This is a genomic window from Alteromonas sp. KUL150, assembly GCF_009811475.1.
Taxonomy (GTDB): Bacteria; Pseudomonadota; Gammaproteobacteria; order Enterobacterales; family Alteromonadaceae; genus Alteromonas; species Alteromonas gracilis.
The window spans coordinates 1-18,833 of the sequence record NZ_BLIJ01000020.1 but is presented as its reverse complement, the minus strand read 5'-3'; the positions used below and the strand labels follow the sequence as shown (position 1 = coordinate 18,833).

Annotated in this window: 16 protein-coding genes; 9 read left to right on the top strand and 7 right to left on the bottom strand. The window is 45.2% G+C overall.

Annotated features, from left to right (window positions below; translation table 11 throughout):
• Positions 1 to 375 precede the first annotated feature (375 nt).
• The 3 genes from tal to GVO62_RS04055 all read left to right on the top strand — a co-directional run bounded on the left by tal (position 376) and on the right by GVO62_RS04055 (position 3,538).
• Positions 376 to 1,335 carry a transaldolase gene (gene tal, locus GVO62_RS04065; RefSeq protein ID WP_120961827.1) on the top strand — a complete coding sequence of 320 codons (960 nt, stop codon included), beginning with the start codon at positions 376 to 378 and terminating at the stop codon, positions 1,333 to 1,335.
• A gap of 14 nt (positions 1,336 to 1,349) precedes the next feature.
• Entirely contained in the window at positions 1,350 to 2,999 is a 1,650-nt protein-coding gene (gene pgi, locus GVO62_RS04060) for a glucose-6-phosphate isomerase (RefSeq protein WP_159117846.1), read from the top strand.
• A 362-nt stretch (positions 3,000 to 3,361) separates the two neighbouring features.
• Positions 3,362 to 3,538 (top strand): DUF3545 family protein, encoded by a 177-nt coding sequence (locus GVO62_RS04055; RefSeq protein WP_012519516.1) that lies wholly within the window; start codon positions 3,362 to 3,364, stop codon positions 3,536 to 3,538.
• Between the two features lie 79 nt (positions 3,539 to 3,617).
• Here GVO62_RS04055 and ung read toward each other — a convergent pair whose 3' ends face one another.
• From ung to GVO62_RS04025, 6 genes are all read right to left on the bottom strand, one after another.
• Positions 3,618 to 4,289, bottom strand: a complete 672-nt coding sequence (ung, locus tag GVO62_RS04050) for a uracil-DNA glycosylase (protein ID WP_159117845.1) — start codon at positions 4,287 to 4,289, stop codon at positions 3,618 to 3,620.
• Positions 4,289 to 5,572 carry a threonine synthase gene (gene thrC, locus GVO62_RS04045; protein ID WP_159117844.1) on the bottom strand — a complete coding sequence of 428 codons (1,284 nt, stop codon included), beginning with the start codon at positions 5,570 to 5,572 and terminating at the stop codon, positions 4,289 to 4,291. The genes ung and thrC overlap by 1 nt, the downstream gene beginning before the upstream one ends.
• A 118-nt stretch (positions 5,573 to 5,690) precedes the next feature.
• The gene (thrB, locus tag GVO62_RS04040; RefSeq protein ID WP_159117843.1) at positions 5,691 to 6,635 is read right to left on the bottom strand and encodes a homoserine kinase; all 945 of its coding nucleotides are present in this window, start codon (positions 6,633 to 6,635) and stop codon (positions 5,691 to 5,693) included.
• Positions 6,636 to 6,756: 121 nt separating this feature from the next.
• On the bottom strand, positions 6,757 to 9,222 hold the full coding sequence (gene thrA, locus GVO62_RS04035; RefSeq protein WP_159117842.1) for a bifunctional aspartate kinase/homoserine dehydrogenase I: 2,466 nt from the start codon (positions 9,220 to 9,222) through the stop codon (positions 6,757 to 6,759).
• 351 nt (positions 9,223 to 9,573) lie between these two features.
• On the bottom strand, positions 9,574 to 12,093 hold the full coding sequence (locus tag GVO62_RS04030; protein ID WP_159117841.1) for an excinuclease ABC subunit UvrA: 2,520 nt from the start codon (positions 12,091 to 12,093) through the stop codon (positions 9,574 to 9,576).
• Positions 12,094 to 12,174: 81 nt separating this feature from the next.
• The gene (locus GVO62_RS04025; RefSeq protein ID WP_159117840.1) at positions 12,175 to 13,053 is read right to left on the bottom strand and encodes a LysR substrate-binding domain-containing protein; all 879 of its coding nucleotides are present in this window, start codon (positions 13,051 to 13,053) and stop codon (positions 12,175 to 12,177) included.
• Positions 13,054 to 13,242: 189 nt separating this feature from the next.
• Between GVO62_RS04025 and GVO62_RS04020 the strand changes: the two genes are divergently transcribed.
• From GVO62_RS04020 to arsB, 6 genes are all read left to right on the top strand, one after another.
• Positions 13,243 to 14,400 (top strand): S-(hydroxymethyl)glutathione dehydrogenase/class III alcohol dehydrogenase, encoded by a 1,158-nt coding sequence (locus tag GVO62_RS04020; protein WP_105929533.1) that lies wholly within the window; start codon positions 13,243 to 13,245, stop codon positions 14,398 to 14,400.
• Positions 14,401 to 14,681: 281 nt separating this feature from the next.
• Positions 14,682 to 15,371 carry a protein tyrosine phosphatase family protein gene (locus GVO62_RS04015; RefSeq protein ID WP_173359146.1) on the top strand — a complete coding sequence of 230 codons (690 nt, stop codon included), beginning with the start codon at positions 14,682 to 14,684 and terminating at the stop codon, positions 15,369 to 15,371.
• Between the two features lie 161 nt (positions 15,372 to 15,532).
• On the top strand, positions 15,533 to 15,865 hold the full coding sequence (locus GVO62_RS04010) for a metalloregulator ArsR/SmtB family transcription factor (RefSeq protein WP_159117839.1): 333 nt from the start codon (positions 15,533 to 15,535) through the stop codon (positions 15,863 to 15,865).
• Positions 15,866 to 15,997: 132 nt separating this feature from the next.
• Positions 15,998 to 16,465, top strand: coding sequence for an arsenate reductase ArsC (locus tag GVO62_RS04005; protein ID WP_159117838.1), 468 nt, complete (start codon positions 15,998 to 16,000; stop codon positions 16,463 to 16,465).
• 83 nt (positions 16,466 to 16,548) lie between these two features.
• Positions 16,549 to 17,232 (top strand): arsenical resistance protein ArsH, encoded by a 684-nt coding sequence (gene arsH, locus GVO62_RS04000; protein ID WP_236547059.1) that lies wholly within the window; start codon positions 16,549 to 16,551, stop codon positions 17,230 to 17,232.
• A gap of 22 nt (positions 17,233 to 17,254) precedes the next feature.
• Positions 17,255 to 18,295, top strand: a complete 1,041-nt coding sequence (gene arsB, locus GVO62_RS03995) for an ACR3 family arsenite efflux transporter (RefSeq protein WP_159117837.1) — start codon at positions 17,255 to 17,257, stop codon at positions 18,293 to 18,295.
• Positions 18,296 to 18,363: 68 nt separating this feature from the next.
• Here arsB and GVO62_RS03990 read toward each other — a convergent pair whose 3' ends face one another.
• The gene (locus GVO62_RS03990; protein WP_159117836.1) at positions 18,364 to 18,762 is read right to left on the bottom strand and encodes a response regulator; all 399 of its coding nucleotides are present in this window, start codon (positions 18,760 to 18,762) and stop codon (positions 18,364 to 18,366) included.
• Positions 18,763 to 18,833: the final 71 nt, after the last annotated feature.

Here is an 18,833-nt window from a genome sequence, read left to right as displayed (position 1 = left end):
AATGGTATTACCCCCGAATTATACCACCTGATACGCTTGAAAAAGCAAAATGGCATATAAAAGACGTAAATTGGCTTAACAGAGAAATCCGATTAGCTAATTTGTCACTATTCAATGTATGAATTGTCACACGGGTTTGATATAAATAGCAGTACAAAAAATTATTCAAACAATAAGTCATATGCATCCTCTAGATGTATGTCTTGATGACCAAAGCGCTAAATTTGTTTTTGCCTCCTTCCTTGTTGGAAGACGTATTTCGCAAAAAGAAAACGCAAGCGCGAAGCCCTACACACGCGCAAGCGAACCGTTTTATTCAACTGGCTTTTCTAGCGAGTTGTCCAAATTTATTATTACTAAAGAATAGAGAGAATTATGAGTAATCAGTTAGCTTCATTACGTGATATCACTACCGTAGTTGCCGACACGGGCGACATCGATGCCATTAAAAAGTATCAACCAGTCGATGCCACTACCAACCCGTCGCTACTTTTAAAAGCGGCAGGTCTTCCTCAATATGCAAGCCTAATTGATGATGCTGTAGCATGGGCAAAACTTCAGTCTAACGACGCCGACCAGCAATTAACTGATGCTTCAGACAAGTTAGCAGTTGCCATTGGTAAAGAAATATCTGCAACTATACCTGGCCGTATTTCTACCGAGGTAGACGCCCGTTTGTCGTTCGATACCGCTGCAACCATCGAAAAAGCAGAGCGCTTAGTTCAGCTTTATGAAGACGCTGGCATCGATAAGTCACGCATTCTTATTAAAATTGCGTCTACTTGGGAAGGTATTCAAGCAGCTGAAGCACTAGAGAAGAAAGGCATTCAATGTAACCTAACCCTTCTCTTCAGCTTCGCCCAAGCACAGGCGTGTGCGGAAGCGGGAGTTTACCTAATTTCCCCATTCGTTGGCCGTATTTTAGACTGGTACAAAAAGGCGACGGGCACTGAGTCATACGCACCAGACGAAGATCCGGGCGTTGTATCAGTAACCAAAATTTACAACTACTACAAAGAGCACGGCTACAACACCGTGGTAATGGGCGCGAGCTTCCGCAACATTGGCGAAATTCAAGCGTTAGCTGGTTGTGATCGTCTTACCATCAGCCCTGCACTTCTGGAAGAACTGGCCAATGAACCTGGCGAATTAGAAGTTAAGCTTAAAGACAATGGCGCAACGAAAACACCAGGTGACCGTTTAACAGAAAGCGAATTCCGCTGGGCAATGAACGAAGATGCAATGGCAACAGAAAAGCTTTCTGAGGGCATCCGTAACTTTGCGGCTGACCAAGACAAGCTAGAAACCATGCTACGTGAAAAACTAAGCGCATAAGGGTTATTGAATCAATGAGTGTTTTAACATCACTTCCAGAATGGAAAAAGCTATCTGAACTTGCTTTATCGGTTAAAGATGCCCACATGCGTGATTGGTTTGCAAAAGATGTAAGTCGCGCTGATAAGATGCAGCTTGAAGCCTGCGGCATTTTTCTAGATTACTCCAAAAACCGTGTAAACGAAGATGCGCTTAAAGGGCTTTTTGACCTAGCTCGTGCATGTAAATTAGAAACCCTTCGCGACGCTATGTTTTCGGGTGAGCAAATTAACTCAACCGAAGGTCGCGCTGTGCTGCATACCGCGCTTCGCAACTTCTCTGACCGCAAAGTGCTGGTAGATGGCGAAGATGTTATGCCTGAAGTACATGCAACGCTTGCTAAAATTGAAGCGTTTACCGCGTCAGTTCACAGCGGTGAACACAAAGGTTATACCGGCAAGCCAATCAAGCACATTGTGGCAATCGGTATTGGTGGCTCGTTCCTTGGCCCTAAAATTATGACTGAGGCACTTAAGCCACATACAGTAGATGCGGTGAAGGTTCACTTTGTTGCCAATGTTGATGGTTGCCACATTCACGACGTGCTATCTAGCGTAGACTTTGAAGAGACCTTAGTAGTTATGTCATCAAAGTCTTTTTCTACCCAAGAGACGCTTCAAAATACGCTAACGGCTAAAGATTGGTTCTTAAAGTCTGGCGGTACACAGGAAGATATTGCCAAACACTTTGTAGCTGTGTCTTCAAACGTAAAAGCAGCTACCGAGTTTGGTATTAGCGCCGACAACATCTTCCCAATGTGGGACTGGGTGGGCGGTCGTTACTCACTGTGGTCAGCTATTGGCCTGCCTATTTCACTTGCACTTGGCTTTGAAAACTTTAAAGGCTTGCTTGAAGGTGCGTTTGACATGGATACCCATTTCACAACCGCACCGCTAGAAGAAAACATGCCTGTTCTACTTGCTCTCTTAGGCGTTTGGTACAGAAACTTCTTTGATGCACAATCACATGTTTTACTGCCTTACTACCACTATCTTCGTGGCTTACCAGCTTACGTACAGCAGTTAGATATGGAAAGTAATGGTAAGGAAGTGACGCAAGAAGGCGAGAACGTGGACTACCCGACTGGCCCAATTATTTGGGGTAGCGAGGGCACAAATGGTCAGCACAGCTTCCACCAACTTATTCATCAAGGTTCAGGCGTTATTCCAGCTGATTTCATGCTGCCGCTTAACGTGCCTAATCAAGATCACACCCATCATGCCATGCTTGCGTCTAACTGCTTTGGTCAAACCCAAGCGCTCATGCAGGGTAAAACCTTCGAAGAGTGTTATGCAGACCTTGACGGTAAGGGCCTTGACGACGTAGAACGCAAACGCTTAGCCGCTCACAAAACCATGCCCGGTAATAAGCCTAGCAATACTTTCTTATTTGACAGCCTTACACCTAAAACACTTGGCGCGCTGGTTGCAATGTATGAGCATAAGGTATTCGTTCAGGGTGTTATCTGGAACCTTAACTCATTCGACCAATGGGGCGTAGAGTTAGGTAAAGTGCTAGGAAACCAAGTACTTGCAGGCATTCAAGGCGAAGCGGACAACGACAATTTCGACGCTTCAACACAACAATTGATTGCCAAATTCAGAGCAGCGAATGCACCAAAATAAGGAACACGAGGTGATTTAAAATCACCCACTTGGTGCAAATAACAAACTGAACGGCTAGCTTTTTCAAAAGCTAGCCGTTTTTTGTTGCGGTATTCATCGACGATACGACAGGCGTTTTTGATATCCGTAGCACTGTACCATTGATGACTAAAAAACCAAACAGTATCAATTGCATACAGTTTTTGTTCACGCTTTAAACACACTGGACTTTCCTTACCCTTGTCATCATATCGTCACAATTTGTTAATAAAAGGTAAACTAAACTATTTTATTTTAGTGTCGGCTGTGATACAAAATCGTACAGAGGGAATTTAAAAACAAAAACTCTGTATTAGTTGTAGTGGTATAAAAAGGAGATCCCAGTGGATAAGTCAGATCTATTTGCCATGTTAGACATCGAAGCAAGCCCAGCAAAAACCAAAAGCAAAAAACGTAAGTGGAGAGAAATCGAAGCGCTACAAGATCGCTACAAATTAGAAAAAGAACTCGCCGAACTCGACTGTGGTTTCGAGTACGAGCTAGAAACACTGGAAAGATAAAATGAAGGCCGCCTGTTACACAGGCGGCCTTTTTACTTTCTAGCATGCTTTATTTAGGTGCTTAGCCTAAAAGCTAATGCTATACCTGCCAGTGGATAGGGTCTTTACCCTTGGCAACAAGGTATTGGTTAGTTTGGCTGAAGTGTTTACAACCTAAAAAGCCTCTGTGTGCTGAGAGTGGCGATGGATGAGGTGCATGTAAGACTAGGTGTTTTTCACGGTCTATGTGCTTGCCTTTTTTTTGCGCGTGGCTTCCCCACAGAAGAAACACTACGTTTTTGCAGTGTTCATTGACCGCATCAATAACTTTATCAGTAAAGGTTTCCCACCCCCACTTCGCATGACTATGCGCCTTGCCCTGCTCCACAGTGAGAACAGTATTAAGCAACAATACACCTTGCTCTGCCCATGACGTGAGCGTACCGTGATTAGGCTCGACAAAACCGTCGATGTCGGTCAATAACTCTTTGTACATGTTTTTAAGTGATGGCGGTGTTTTAACGCCTGCTTTTACCGAAAAACAGAGACCGTGGGCTTGATTCGGTCCATGGTAAGGATCTTGCCCTAATATCACGACTTTAACCTCATCGAGCGGCGTGTATTTAAGTGCGTTGAATACATCAGGCTGAGGCGGGTAAATAACACTTCCCGCCTCTCGCGCATGCTTCACGCGCTCAAGCAATTCAACAAAATAGTCTTTTTGCTTTTCTTCACCAAGCGCGCTCTGCCATGTTGAAACCAATGATGTCATTACTTCAATAGTTCCATCATATGCTGTTTAAGTGCATCGTAAGACGCGGGTAGATCTACGGCTAAGCTATCTTCACCTGCTACATCGGCCAACGGCTTTGGCAAGCTGATAGGGTTTCCTAATACGTTTTCTACGGTTTCCCTAAACTTGGCTGGATGTGCAGTGCCCAAGAACAATCCAATTTCACCGTCTTCTAAATCATGATTTACTGCGCGATAAGCAATAGCTGCATGCGGCTCGCTGGTATAACCTTGTTGCGCCAATTGACGCATAGCGAGCTGCGTATATTCTTCGTCTACCATCTCACCTTTAAGGCACGCTTTGTCGATGTAACCACGTTCGATAAGCGCCTCAATACGCGGCCAGTTATTTGGCTGGCTCACATCCATAGCATTAGACATGGTTGCTACGGTCGCCTTAGGGTCCCACTCACCGGTCTTAAGATAGCGTGGCACAGTGTCATTCAAGTTCGTTGCCGCAATAAAACGCTTAATTGGTAAGCCTAACGATTTAGCAATCATACCAGCTGTGAGGTTACCGAAGTTTCCGCTAGGTACCGACACAACCACTTGATCGCGCTTTTCTTTAGGCAGTTGGCTAATCGCTTCAAAGTAATAGCAAACCTGGGCTAATAAACGGCTGATATTAATTGAATTTGCTGAGTTTAGGTGAAGACCTTCACGTACGTCAGGATCATCAAACGCGGTTTTCACCAACGATTGACACGCATCAAAGTCAGACTCTATTGCCACGGTATGGATATTTCCGCCTAGCGTGGTGAATAGCTTTTCCTGTAGCGCACTGATCTTGCCCTTAGGAAACAGGATAACCACGTTGATATTCTCTATGCCATGGAACGCGTGAGCTACAGCCGCGCCAGTATCACCTGAGGTCGCAGTTAAAATAGTTACTGGCTTGCCTTCGCTGATGCGTGACAGGGTTTGCGCCATAAAGCGGCCGCCAAAGTCTTTAAACGCCAGCGTTGGTCCGTGGAAAAGCTCTAAGCAGTATACGTTGTCGTTCACTTGCTCAACTGGCGCACCAAACGCAAATGCGGTTTTCACAATCTCTTCTAGCTCGCCATTGTTCAGCTCGTCACCAATCAGTGCGCGAAGCACTTCAATACTGCGCTCGACAAACGGTTTTTCCAACAGTTCGTCAATATTGTCTAGAGTAGGTATATGCTCTGGAAAATAAAGCCCTTGGTTTCTACCTAAGCCGCGCTTCACAGCGTCAGCAAAGTTCGCTGTGTCCGATGAATCTTTTAAATTTACCAATTCCACTTGCTGTTACCTTTATAGTTAGGCAGATGTACTGCCCTTTTAATCTTTTAAAAAATCACTGTGCATTTATGAGTTACTATGACTTTAGGAATCATGTGCCTTTAAGAAATCATGTCCGTTAAGAAATAATAGTACCTTGGCTTGGTATTTGGCACACATGGCTAAAGCCATCATCGTTCTGAATATAGTTATCGGTTAAATATGCGGCGACGTTTTCCGCCTGCGCTTTACTTGAACACACGGCAAACACCGTTGGCCCTGAACCCGAAATACCGAACGCGAGCGCGCCCGCTTGCTCACTAAATGCACGTGCCTCATCAAAGCCAGGCAGTAGCGATTTTCTGTAAGGTTCCGCAATGACATCTTTCATTACTGACGCCGCCAAGTCAAAGTTACCGGCATGTAAAGCGTGAACAAATACCCCTAACTGCCGACCAAAGGTTAGCGCCGTCGCCATATCCACCTGCTTAGGTAAGATATCGCGAGCAGCCGCTGTCGATACGCTAATGCCCGAATAACAAACGGCATAGTACCAGTCGTCGTTCAAAGGCAGTGATAGCGTGACCGGCGCGTCGCTGCCCGTCATTAGCGTCATGCCGCCCAAATAACACGGAGCTACGTTATCGTAATGTACGCTACCACTAATTTGGCCTTCTAGCTCGCCCATCATAATTAGCAACGTATCTTCATCAAACGGGTTGTCGAAGAAAGCATTAAGCGCTGCAAAAGCAGCAACAATTGAACTAGCGCTTGAGCCTAAGCCACTGCCAATTGGCAAGTTTTTGTGAAGGGTAAGGGCTACCGGAGAGGTCGGTTTCCCAGCCTTTTCCATCTGCTCACAAAAATAGTGGTAGCACTTAGTGACGATATTGCTATCTGCATCGCCCGGAAGCTTGTGAGCAAAGCGTCCTACCGTCTTTAATGAAAATGACTCAGCCGCTTTTATTTCAACCTCATCACCTAATTTAGTGCCGTCTACTGGAGCGAGCGCTGCACCCAATACATCAAAGCCTAAGCTTACATTTCCAATTGAAGCTGGCGCAAAGGCCGTGAATGCTTTCATATTATTTCTCTTACTTCGCTTGCGACTTAACGGGATAAATCACTAACCTAAGTCGCACCTTCGAATTTCTTACTTTAGCCGCTTATTCATTACGTTAAGCATACCAAGCGTTAATTAGCCGTTAATGCGCCATTTGTTTCCATGGCATAGTACGCAGAATGTCAGCAAACACCCCTGCTGCCGTTACCGTACCACCCGCACCATACCCTCTAATTACATAAGGGATTGGGCTGTAGTAATCGCTGTTAATAGCCAGTGCGTTTTCGCCATCTTTTACCTGCGAAAGCGGGTTGCTCGCCGGCACTGCTTGGATACTGACTTTGCATTTTCCGTCTTCAATACTGCCGATATAACGAAGGACTTTGCCTTCGGCCTTAGCCGCATCAACTTTCTCATTCATAGCAGCATCTAGCTCTGGAAGCTGGCGCATAAATTCGTCAATTGAACAATCTTCAGCAAAACCTTTTGGCAGCACAGACTCAATTTCAATGTCAGATAGCTCTAATGCCAAGTCAGCTTCACGAGCCATAATAAGTAGCTTACGCGCCACATCCATACCACTTAAATCGTCGCGGGGGTCAGGCTCGGTAAAACCGTTGTCCTTGGCTGTTTGTGTCGCTTGCGACAGGCTCATACCTTCTTCAAGCTTTCCAAACACATAAGACAAACTGCCTGATAAAATACCTTCAAAACGGTGTAGTACGTCACCTGCACTGAAAAGTTTCTGCAAGTTATCAATAACGGGAAGACCCGCACCAACGGTGGTTTCGTACAAATACTGGCGATTGGTATCAAGGGCCGTTTTGCGCAGCTTACGGTAGTAAGACATGGCGCTGGTGTTCGCCTTTTTATTGGGCGTTACAACGTGAAACCCGCTTTCCATCATATCTACATATTGCTGTGCAATGGCTTCATGGCTGGTGCAGTCAACAATAACCGGGTTTACCAGGCTGTTGTCGTTAGCAAACTGGTGTAAGCGCTCTACACTTAATCCTTCGCTTGCTGACTCAAGGGCCGCCTTCCAGTCACCGCTAAGCTCAATACCTTGGCTATTTAGCAGTAGCTTGCGGCTATTTGCGATGCCGTAAACACGTAGTTGGATATTGCGCTTCAACAAAGCAGGCTGCTGCTTTTCAATCTGACCTAGCAGTTCGGTGCCCACGTTGCCACACCCCACTAGGAATACGTCTATGGTATGGCGGTCAGAGAAAAAATTCTGGTGGATTACTTTTACTGCTTTCTTAGCACGCTTACTTTCAATTACTGTAGAAATAGAACGCTCTGAAGAGCCCTGAGCAATAGCAACGTTGTTTACTCGCGCTTGTGCAAGCGAGTTGAAGAAACGCGCTGCCAGCCCTTTAGTTTGACGCATACCGTCACCTACTAAGGTAACAATAGCCAGGTCATGACGCACTTCGATAGGATCAAGCAGTTGGTTTTGAAGCTCAAGTGCAAATGCATCTTCAAGAAGGTTCAACGCGCGATTGGCATCTTTGCTTTGTATACAAAAACTGATTGAATATTCTGATGAAGACTGTGTAATCAGGCTTATTGAAATATTGGCGTTAGACATTACCTCAAACACACGGCTTGCCATGCCTACCATGCCTTTAAGCCCAGGGCCTGCAACGTTAAACATGGTTACATTATCAAGCTGAGAGATACCTTTAACCGACGTCCACACTTCGCTTTTTTCATTACTGATTAACGTACCTGGCGCTGCCGGGTTTAACGTGTTTCTGATCAGACAAGGGATGTGATGCTGTGCAATAGGCCCGATGGTTTTTGGATGAAGCACCTTGGCGCCGAAATAAGACAGCTCCATGGCTTCTTGGTAAGTAAGCTTATCTAACAGTACAGCGCCTTCAACTTGATTCGGGTCAGCGTTGTAGACACCGTCTACGTCCGTCCAGATTTCACAGCAGCTTGCATCGATACAGGCCGCTAGAATGGCCGCCGAATAGTCTGAACCGTTACGCCCTAACGTAACTTTCTCACCCGCTTCGTTAGCAGCAACAAAGCCTGGCATAACTAAGAACTCGCTGCCATCGCAGGGTACATCTGAAAAACGCGCTTTGCTTAGTGAAACATCGGCAATACTGTCTAAATAGTCGCCCTCAGCAAGCACATATTTAACAGGGTCGATGATGCGATTAGCTATGCCTTTGGCGGATAGCATGGCGCTGAAGAGCGTTACCGAAATGTATTCACCAATACTGAGAATACCCGCAGCTACATTATCAGGTGCAACACCTAAGAGCTTTATGCCTTCAAGGTGCTGTTTTAATACCGATAAGTGACTATTAATGAATTCCACTACGCTTGCATGTGCAAACCCGTCGAGTTCTTCGTTTAAGTTGTTGGCAATGCCGGTCACCGTATCGTTTAACTTATCAAATAACGGCTGGAAATCTTCACCCGCGGCGGCCTGTTCACACAATAGTGAAAGCGCGTTAGTTACCCCTTTTGGGGCCGAGAGTACAACCGCAGCACCTTCGGTTTGGTGGGTTGCCGTGCTAATTTCCATCACACGCATGTATCGCGGTGCATCGGCTAGAGAAGAACCCCCAAACTTTAAGACTTTCATATGCTGCTCCTTAAGGTTACGCATGCTAAAACGTGTGTAAAAAAAAGCCCGCTCTTGTTTAGGCGGGCTTTCGTTGTCTTTTGCTTACTTGCACTAGTCAGCGACCGCCCTATTTAAGGTGGTAATCAGCATCATGGTGGTGCGAGTAACTAGAATCTTTTTCATACAAGCAATTTGCCGTATAGACGTCTATAAGTCAACCGCAGTTTTCACCATACTGTATTGCAAAAAGTGAAACAATAATTAAGAAACATTTCTCTTTAAGGTACAAAAGCGTCTACTATCGGCGAATTCGCGAACGTAAAGTTGTTTAAAAAGTCATTATAACGCAATAAAAACGACAGCAATGCCTTAGTTTAGCCGGCACGCTTCGGTTAAAAACGGAGCGGTTGCACTCTCCTTATTTCTAGCAACGTCTTCAGGGGTGCCGTGAGCGACGACTTGTCCGCCACTCCCACCTGCGCCTGGTCCGATATCTATGACATAGTCACACGCCGCGGCTACTTTCATATTGTGCTCCACCATAACCACTGTATTGCCCCTATCCACCAGGGAACTTAAGTGCGTCATTAGCAGGGCGATATCTGACAGATGCAAGCCTGTTGTAGGCTCATCTAATACATAAAGAGTGTTGCTGTTTTGAGCGCGCTTTAGCTCAGTGGCTAGTTTTATACGCTGTGCCTCACCGCCAGATAGCTCTGTCGCGCTTTGACCTAATGTAAGGTATCCAAGACCTACTTTGATAAGCGTTTCAAGCCCTCTCAGTACTGCCTTATTGTCGTCAAAAACGTGCTGAGCCTCATCGACGGTAAGCGCTAAAACATCGGCAATGGAATGTTCCTTGTATTTAATCTCTAACACTTCATCCTTAAAGCGCTTTCCATGACATACCGTACACGGCGAATAAACGCTTGGCATGAAAAGTAGTTCCACTGAAACTACACCCAACCCTTCGCAATTAGGGCAGCGACCTTTAACTACGTTAAAAGAAAAATGTCCAGCGTCATAGTTACAAGACTTGGCCTCATCGGTGTCAGCAAATAAACGCCTAATTTGATCAAACATTCCTGTGTAAGTTGCAAGCGTAGAGCGAGGCGTCCTGCCAATTGAAGACTGATCGACAACCACTAAACGACTTATATCGTCTAACCCTTTTTCTATAGCTCCTTTTTCAGCTATCTCTTCGTCGTCTATATCATTATCACTTGAAAGTAATGACGCTTCGCTGAGTTCATCTTCATTTTGAACGTGAGTACCGCCAAGTCCGTCTCTTACCAATTCAACCAACGCTTGGCTAATCAGGCTTGATTTTCCTGAACCTGATACCCCAGTAACGGCTGTCATGACGCCCAAAGGAATTTCAACATTCGCTTTTTTAACATTATTTCGAGTAACGTTTTTAAGGCTAAGGGTGCCCGTAGCACTGCGCCGTGCTCTATTCACCAGTGTTTTATTGTTAAAAACAAAGTCGGCAGTGGACGAGTGCGTCACGCTTGCCAGCTGTTCTGCAGGCCCGCTATATACCAAATCGCCACCGTTTGTGCCCGCCCGAGGGCCAACATCCACCACCCAATTCGCACCTTTGATGACATAAGGGTTATGCTCAACCACTAACAGCGAATTACCTGCTTTCGTGATATCGTGAAGCGCGTGAACCAAAGACTCTACATCGCGAGGATGTAACCCTGCTGAGGGTTCATCCATTACAAATACAACACCAAACAGATTTGATTTAAGCTGCGTAGCCAGACGTAATCGCTGAAGCTCTCCTGCCGAAACCGTGGTTGTGCCTCTGTCCAATGATAGGTAGTCCAGACCTAGCGCAATAATCGGCTTAATTCTATCAACAACATCAGAGGTTATATTTCTTATAACTTGTGCCCTTTCGGAAACATCATCTGCAACAGCATGCCTAAGTTTTTTCAATTTCCTGTCAACGTCGTGCAATGGAAGTCTTGAAAAATCAATAATATCCAAGCCATCTAACGTAACATTTAATGCCTTTGCTTTAAGCTTCTTACCCTGGCAGGTAGGACAGGGTGTGATCGAAAGAAAACGTGCGATGCGCTGCTTTATCTTTTCTTTTTGAGAGGTTTTAAATGTATCTAATACGTGACGTCTGGCGCTGATAAACTTGCCGTTGTAGCTTGCAGGCTCACCTTCGGCGAGTGCTTGTCGAGTTTGCTCTAAGTTATAGCTACGATATACGGGTACCTGAGGCGTTTCATCGGAATACAAAATCCAGTCTTGCGTTTTTTTAGGTAACGTATGCCATGGAACATCAACATCAATATCAAGAGATAGCAGTACCCTAACGAGGTTTTTCCCCTGCCATGCCCCGGGCCAAGCAGCAACTGCACCTTCCCGTATGGTTAGGCTATCGTCAGGCACGAGAAGCTGCGCCTGAGTGTCGAACACTTTACCTATGCCGTCGCACTCATCACACGCACCTTCCGGCGTATTCGCAGAGAACCCGTCAGCATAAATGATACTCTGCCCTTCAGGGTAATCTCCTGCCCTTGAATACAGCATACGTAAACTATTTGATAACGTAGTAATACTGCCAACCGATGAACGCACAGAGGGTGCGCCACGGCGCTGATGTAGACCCACTGCTGGCGGCAGCCCTTCAATCGCATCTACGTCTGGCTTTTCAATCTGCTCAATAAGGCGGCGTGCATAGGGTGATATTGAGTCTAGATAACGATGTTGCGCTTCAGCGTAAAGGGTCCCAAACGCTAGGGAAGATTTTCCCGAACCGGATACGCCGGTGAACACCACCACTTCGTTTCTGGGAATATCTACATTGAGACTTTTAAGATTGTGTACGCGAGCACCGCGTACCTGAATTCGCCCATCATCGTTGTGCACCACATCACCTTTACACGTCTTAATTACAGAATGTTTAGGTTCAAAGGCTATATTTCGATCACTTATTGCATCGGCCAAGCATCAGCTATCTGAAACGATATGCTGGGCCAAGAAGTCCACCAGCAGCCTTATTTTAGGAGCCACATTACGGTTAGACGGAAATACCGCCCAAATGGCTTCTTGCTTATCTTTGTACTCAGGAAACACTTCGATAAGCTCGCCAGAAGCCAAAGCATCTCGCACATAAAAGCCTGGCAGTTGAGCTAGCCCCAAGCCGGCTAAAGCTGCACTACACAGCGCATTCCCACTGTTGTAGCGAGCTCGGCCTTGCACACTAATCGACTGAATTTCCTTGTCTACCATAAATCGCCAATAAGGTTGTGACCCCACTAAAAGCGAGTGATGTTTTAACTCATCGATAGTTTGAGGCTGACCATGCTCTTCAAAATACGCTTTACTGCCACAAACAAAAAGATGACGTGTTGCTAGCTTTTTGGCTACCAGCGTAGAGTCTTCAAGTTTTCCGATTCGAATGGCTAAGTCCAAACCCAAATCGACAATATCGAGCTTTTCATTTGAAAAGGTACATTGAACGCTAATGCCTGAATATTTTTGCATAAAAGTATTAAGCAACGGCGCTATAAACGCCTCACCAAAAGCCACAGGCGCGGTGAGTTTAATCAACCCTTGCGGTGACGTTTGTAGCGCGCTTACAGACAGTTGGGCATTTTCAAGCGCTTTTAAGGCCGGCAATGCTTGTTCAAAGTACAATGTGCCAGCTTCAGTTAACGACACACTGCGTGTAGTGCGCTGCAACAGCTTTACACCAAGCTGCTTTTCCAATGACGCTACTTTTCGACTTATTTGTGCCACAGATGTATCAAGCTTGTTGGCCGCGCCTGTAAAGTTGCCAACTTCTGCCACCGCACAGAACTCTGCGATACCTTCTAAATATTTCATCCTAAGTATTTATGACCTCATTGACTAACGCAAATGTGCTCTCAGACTTAGTCTCATTCTATTTCGACCACTGTATTATTACAAATAAGCAAAAGTGATTTACTAAAAGTGTATTTATCATAACTAATCCGTCTCCTATACTTTGGCCTATAAATCATTATCAAATAATTGGTATAAAGGAGTCATCACATGGCATCGTTCAAAGATTCATTGCAAGAAGGTCAAACGCACATAAAGTCTAAAGCCGCCGTAGCCTGGGCCGCGGGTGAGCCGTTAAAAATGGAAGAAGTTGATGTAGAGCTACCTAAAAAAGGGGAAGTTCTCGTTCGAATCGTTGCCACTGGCGTATGCCACACTGACGCGTTTACCCTTTCTGGCGATGACCCAGAAGGCGTATTCCCTTCAATTCTGGGTCACGAGGGTGGCGGTATTGTTGAAATGGTTGGCGAAGGTGTAACCAGTGTAGAAGTTGGCGACCACGTTATTCCTCTTTACACCGCAGAGTGCGGCGAGTGTAAGTTCTGTAAATCGGGAAAGACTAATCTTTGCCAAGCGGTGCGTGAAACCCAAGGTAAAGGCTTAATGCCAGACGGCACAAGCCGTTTTTCTAAAGATGGCGAGCCAATTTATCACTATATGGGCTGCTCAACGTTTTCTGAGTACACAGTTTTACCAGAAATATCTTTAGCAAAAGTTAATAAGAATGCACCTCTGGACGAAGTTTGCTTACTTGGTTGCGGTGTGACTACAGGTATGGGCGCAGTACTTAAAACCGCAAAAGTACAAGAAGGCGATACGGTTGCTATCTTTGGGTTAGGCGGTATCGGCCTATCAGCGATTATTGGTGCTCGCATGGCCGGTGCGGGTCGCATCATCGGTATCGACATTAACGAGAGCAAGTTCGATTTAGCGAAGCAACTTGGTGCAACTGACGTAGTAAATCCTAATAACTTCGACAAGCCTATTCAGGAAGTCATTGTTGAAATGACTGACGGCGGCGTCGACTACTCGTTTGAGTGTATCGGTAACGTGAACGTGATGCGTTCAGCCTTAGAGTGCTGTCATAAGGGCTGGGGCGAATCTGTGATCATAGGCGTAGCCGGTGCAGGACAAGAAATTTCAACGCGCCCATTTCAATTAGTGACAGGTCGTGTATGGCGTGGTTCTGCGTTTGGTGGTGTTAAAGGTCGCTCAGAGCTGCCGGGCATTGTAGAGCAATACCTAAACGGCGACTTTGGTCTTCAAGAGTTTATCACTCACACAATGGGTCTTGATGAGATCAATGAAGCGTTCGACCTAATGCACAAAGGCGAAAGCATCCGTTCTGTTGTGCATATGGATAGATAATACAAACCGTTGAAAAAAATTTAAGGAGAGGAATTCCTCTCCTTTTAAAACCTGTGCTATGTCATTCCCTAACGCCTCACGCACGGCTCTAGTCCTATCTCTCACACCGAGCTTGGCCCTTCACTTAGACTAGATCAGAAACTTCCCAAGACTAAACCTAGTTCCTTATGTAAACGCTACTGTTTAAGACTTATTCGCAGCTTTTACTGCTTGGACAATAGTAAGCAATTGTGTAACGTAGAAATTATAATCACAACGGTGTCAACAGTGAGCTCTAAACTATGAAAAAGACCCAAACAGCAGCACTTAGAAAAATGAAAAATACGCCATCGCTTCAAAAGTCTACGTTACGTCGCGTTGTTACTACTGCGTTTATTAGCTTAGGGCTAGGATTAAGTTTATGTGCAAACGCTTATTATGAAGGCGGCTCAACACAGCAAGCGGGCAATGACACGCAGATGGAAACTGCACCTACACTTGCAACACTCACCAACTACCAAGAAAACGCGCCATTTATGTATTCTTCTGGCTTACCCAATGCTGCTCACTTTTCTTTGCTAAAGGAAAAAGGAGTCACTCACGTTATAGACTTGATCCCAGGGGATAGAAGCAGTGAAATTTTAACTACATCAGAACTAGGGCTCGATTACTTTAATGTGCCTGTTGATTGGGAAGGCCCTACGCTCGCCAACTTTTTAAACTACGCAGCGTTTATGCAAAGCGTAGAGGTGAATGAGGACAAGGTGCTGACCCACTGTAAATTGAATTGGCGGGGTGCCGCGTTTACATATCTATACAGAATCAACGTACTTGGAGAAAATGAACAAAACGCCAAAAAAGACCTTATGGCAATTTGGCATCCGAACCCAACATGGCACACCTTCATGAACGACGTTATCACTCACTATAATGCGCTAAACAACAACCAAGTGGCGATGTCCTTCGACGCTGCCTTGCCAGAAAGTGATTAGGCTTCTTTAGCTTAATACCAGTCCGCATAGATAACTAAAGAATGCCGTTGCGGAGCTAATTTTTAAAAATAAACATATATGAAATTTCAGATTCGTCATTGACGCATACGGAATTTCATATATGATACTTCACATACGAAATTTCATATGTGAAGTGTTCTATGTCTGCATGTTTTTTGTCGCCCTTAACGTTTTTCAAATGCCTATCTGAAGACACCCGCTTAAAAACGCTACTTATGCTTAGCGTAAAAGGCGAATTATGTGTGTGCGACCTTACCGACGCGCTTCAATTAAGCCAGCCAAAAATTTCACGCCATCTCGCAGATTTACGAAAATGTGGTTTAGTACTCGATACCCGTAAGGGCAAATGGGTGTATTACCAACTTCACCCTGACCTACCTGCCTGGGCACTGGACGTCATAAAGAATACCGCTATTCACAACGATGAGTATTTCAGCGAGTCCTTATCGAATTTGTCTTGCACCAGTTGCTAACGCCTAAATTTTTTCATGTGCAACAGCGCTGAGATTACACCGTAGTACATCGCCAGCTGTCGGTTTTCTCAAGTTTTTAACATTTTTTGATAGTTACTCAAAATAGCATCAACCCTTAATGTAAGGTTTTATATGAAGATTTTATACATTTGTACGCACAACCGCTGCCGCAGCATTCTTTGCGAGGCAATCACTAATGCCTCTAACGGCAAAGTTGAAGCGCGTAGTGCAGGCAGCCAACCTGTAGGTGAAGTACACCCTCTGTCTTTAAAGTACCTTGCAGAGCGTGGTTTTAACACGAATGGTCTTCAAAGCCAGTCGTGGGATGAGTTTGAAGGCTACGATGCAGATCTTGTTGTGACAGTTTGTGATTCCGCTGCTGGTGAGTCATGCCCTGTCTATTTCGGTAAGTCACTTAAGGTGCATTGGGGCTTAGAAGACCCGTCTAAGCTAGAAGGTAGCGAACAAGAGAAAGCCGATGCATTCAATAACACCATCGATATTATTGAAAAGCGCGTAGAGGCACTAGCAGAACTGGCAGAAAAAAACTTAGATAAAGCAGCACTTAAAGACGCACTATCAACGTTGGGCGCTCAGTAATAAATAAAGGTAAAACAATGGACCAAGATATAGCTAGCAGCAACGAAAGATCAATGGCTGAAAGCCCATCAGATAATGCGGTAATGGAACAAATGCACAAGCCCATTATGGCTAACTTTGCATCGACATTCTCAGACCATAAACCTCGTATTTTATTGCTTTACGGTTCACTGAGAGAGCGCTCTTACAGCCGCTTAGTTATTGAAGAGTCAGCGCGGTTGCTTGAATATTTTGGCGCTGAAGCCAAAATATTTGATCCTCGCGGATTGCCGCAGCCTGATACTGAAGATGAATCTCATCCCAAAGTTAAAGAATTGCGCGAGCTTATGATGTGGTCTGAAGGGCAAATCTGGTGCTCTCCAGAGCGACACGGCAGTATGACAGGCATTATGAAAAGCATGATTGACTGGGTACCGCTCAGCCTTGGTGGCGTACGCCCAACTCAAGGTAAAACACTGGCCATCATGCAGGTATCAGGAGGCTCTCAGTCGTTTAATGCGGTAAACCAGATGCGAATTTTAGGCCGATGGATGCGCATGTTAACTATCCCTAACCAGTCTTCTGTGGCAAAAGCGTTTCTTGAATTCGAAGAAAATGGTCGGATGAAAACCTCCCCTTACTACAACCGCATTGTGGATGTAGTTGAAGAACTGGTGAAATTTACTTTGCTTACTCGCGATAACAAAGACTTTCTGGTTGATCGCTATTCTGAGCGTGTTGAAAGCGCAGAAGAAGTGAGCAAACGTGTTAATCAAAAGTCGTTGTAAAATAAGACAAAGGTGAATCAGCATGGGTTTCTTTGAACGTTATTTATCAGTGTGGGCTGGTCTTTGTATTGTTGCGGGTGTAGGTCTGGGCTATGCCATGCCTGGCGCATTCGAGTCTATTGCAGCACTTGAATATGCACACGTAAACCTCGTAGTGGCCGTGCTTATTTGGTTAATGATTTATCCAATGATGGTGCAAATAGACTTTGGCTCTATTAAAAACGTCGGTAAAAAGCCAAAGGGCTTGGTGCTTACACTTGTGGTTAACTGGCTTATTAAGCCTTTCACTATGGCGCTTCTAGGCTGGCTATTCTTTAAAGGTATTTTTGCCGATTTGGTAGACCCGCAAACTGCCACTGAATACATAGCAGGTATGATATTACTGGGCGTCGCTCCTTGTACTGCTATGGTTTTCGTGTGGAGCCATCTAACCAAAGGGGATGCTAACTACACGCTGGTGCAGGTCTCAATAAACGACCTTATTATGGTAGTCGCTTTTGCACCACTTACCGCTATGTTACTAGGCGTAACAGACATCACGGTTCCTTGGGACACCCTGCTACTTTCTGTGGCGCTCTATGTAGTATTGCCCTTGATAGCGGGCTATATCACGCGCCGCCTCTTGGAAAACAAAAACAACAGCGCGCAGGGAACCGTTCCAGGAAGTGGTGCTGTTGACGCATTGGTTAGTAAGTTCAAACCTTTTTCAGTCATTGGTTTGCTGCTGACAATTGTTATTTTGTTTGGCCTTCAAGCAGAAACGATTTTATCACAGCCCCAAGATATCGTACTTATTGCGATACCGCTGCTCATACAAACTTACGGTATTTTCGCCATTGCCTATTTTGCAGCAAAGCGCATGAAACTGCCGCACAATATTGCGGCACCAGCGTGCATGATTGGTACGTCGAACTTTTTCGAGCTAGCGGTTGCCGTGGCAATTTCTCTCTTTGGGCTTCACAGCGGCGCGGCTCTGGCGACTGTGGTAGGCGTATTGGTAGAAGTTCCGGTTATGCTTTCATTAGTCTGGTTCGCTAACAAAACCCGTCATTGGTTTGATTAATAATATGTGTGCTGGTACATAACGAAAAAGAGCGAACCAAGGTTCGCTCTTTTATATTAACGGATAATTTAAACGGCAATTGCAGTCTGGTAGGTGTCGGGCAGAATAAAACCAAAACGGCAAAGAATGGTTTTCAACGCATCACGTTTTATCGGCTTTTCTATAAACGACAGCGCGCCTAACGACATCACCTTTTCTTGCATCAACGGCTGAATGTCGCCAGAAATCACGATAACGAACACTTCAAGCTGACGGCGCTTAATTTCGCTTAGTACACCAAGGCCATCTAGAACCGGCATGGTGAGGTCGAGCAAAACCAAGTCGATGGTGTGATGTGCTAACACCTCTAAAGCATCCATACCGTTTGAAACTTCATAGACAGTTTCAGCGAACCCATCTGGCAAGTTACTTCTCGCCATCTTTCTGGCAAGCGAAGAATCATCACAAATTAGAATATTAAAGCCCATCGACTACAAACTTATAAATGGTTACTAATCGGCCATCAGAATACCTTAAACGAAAGTATAATAATACCAGT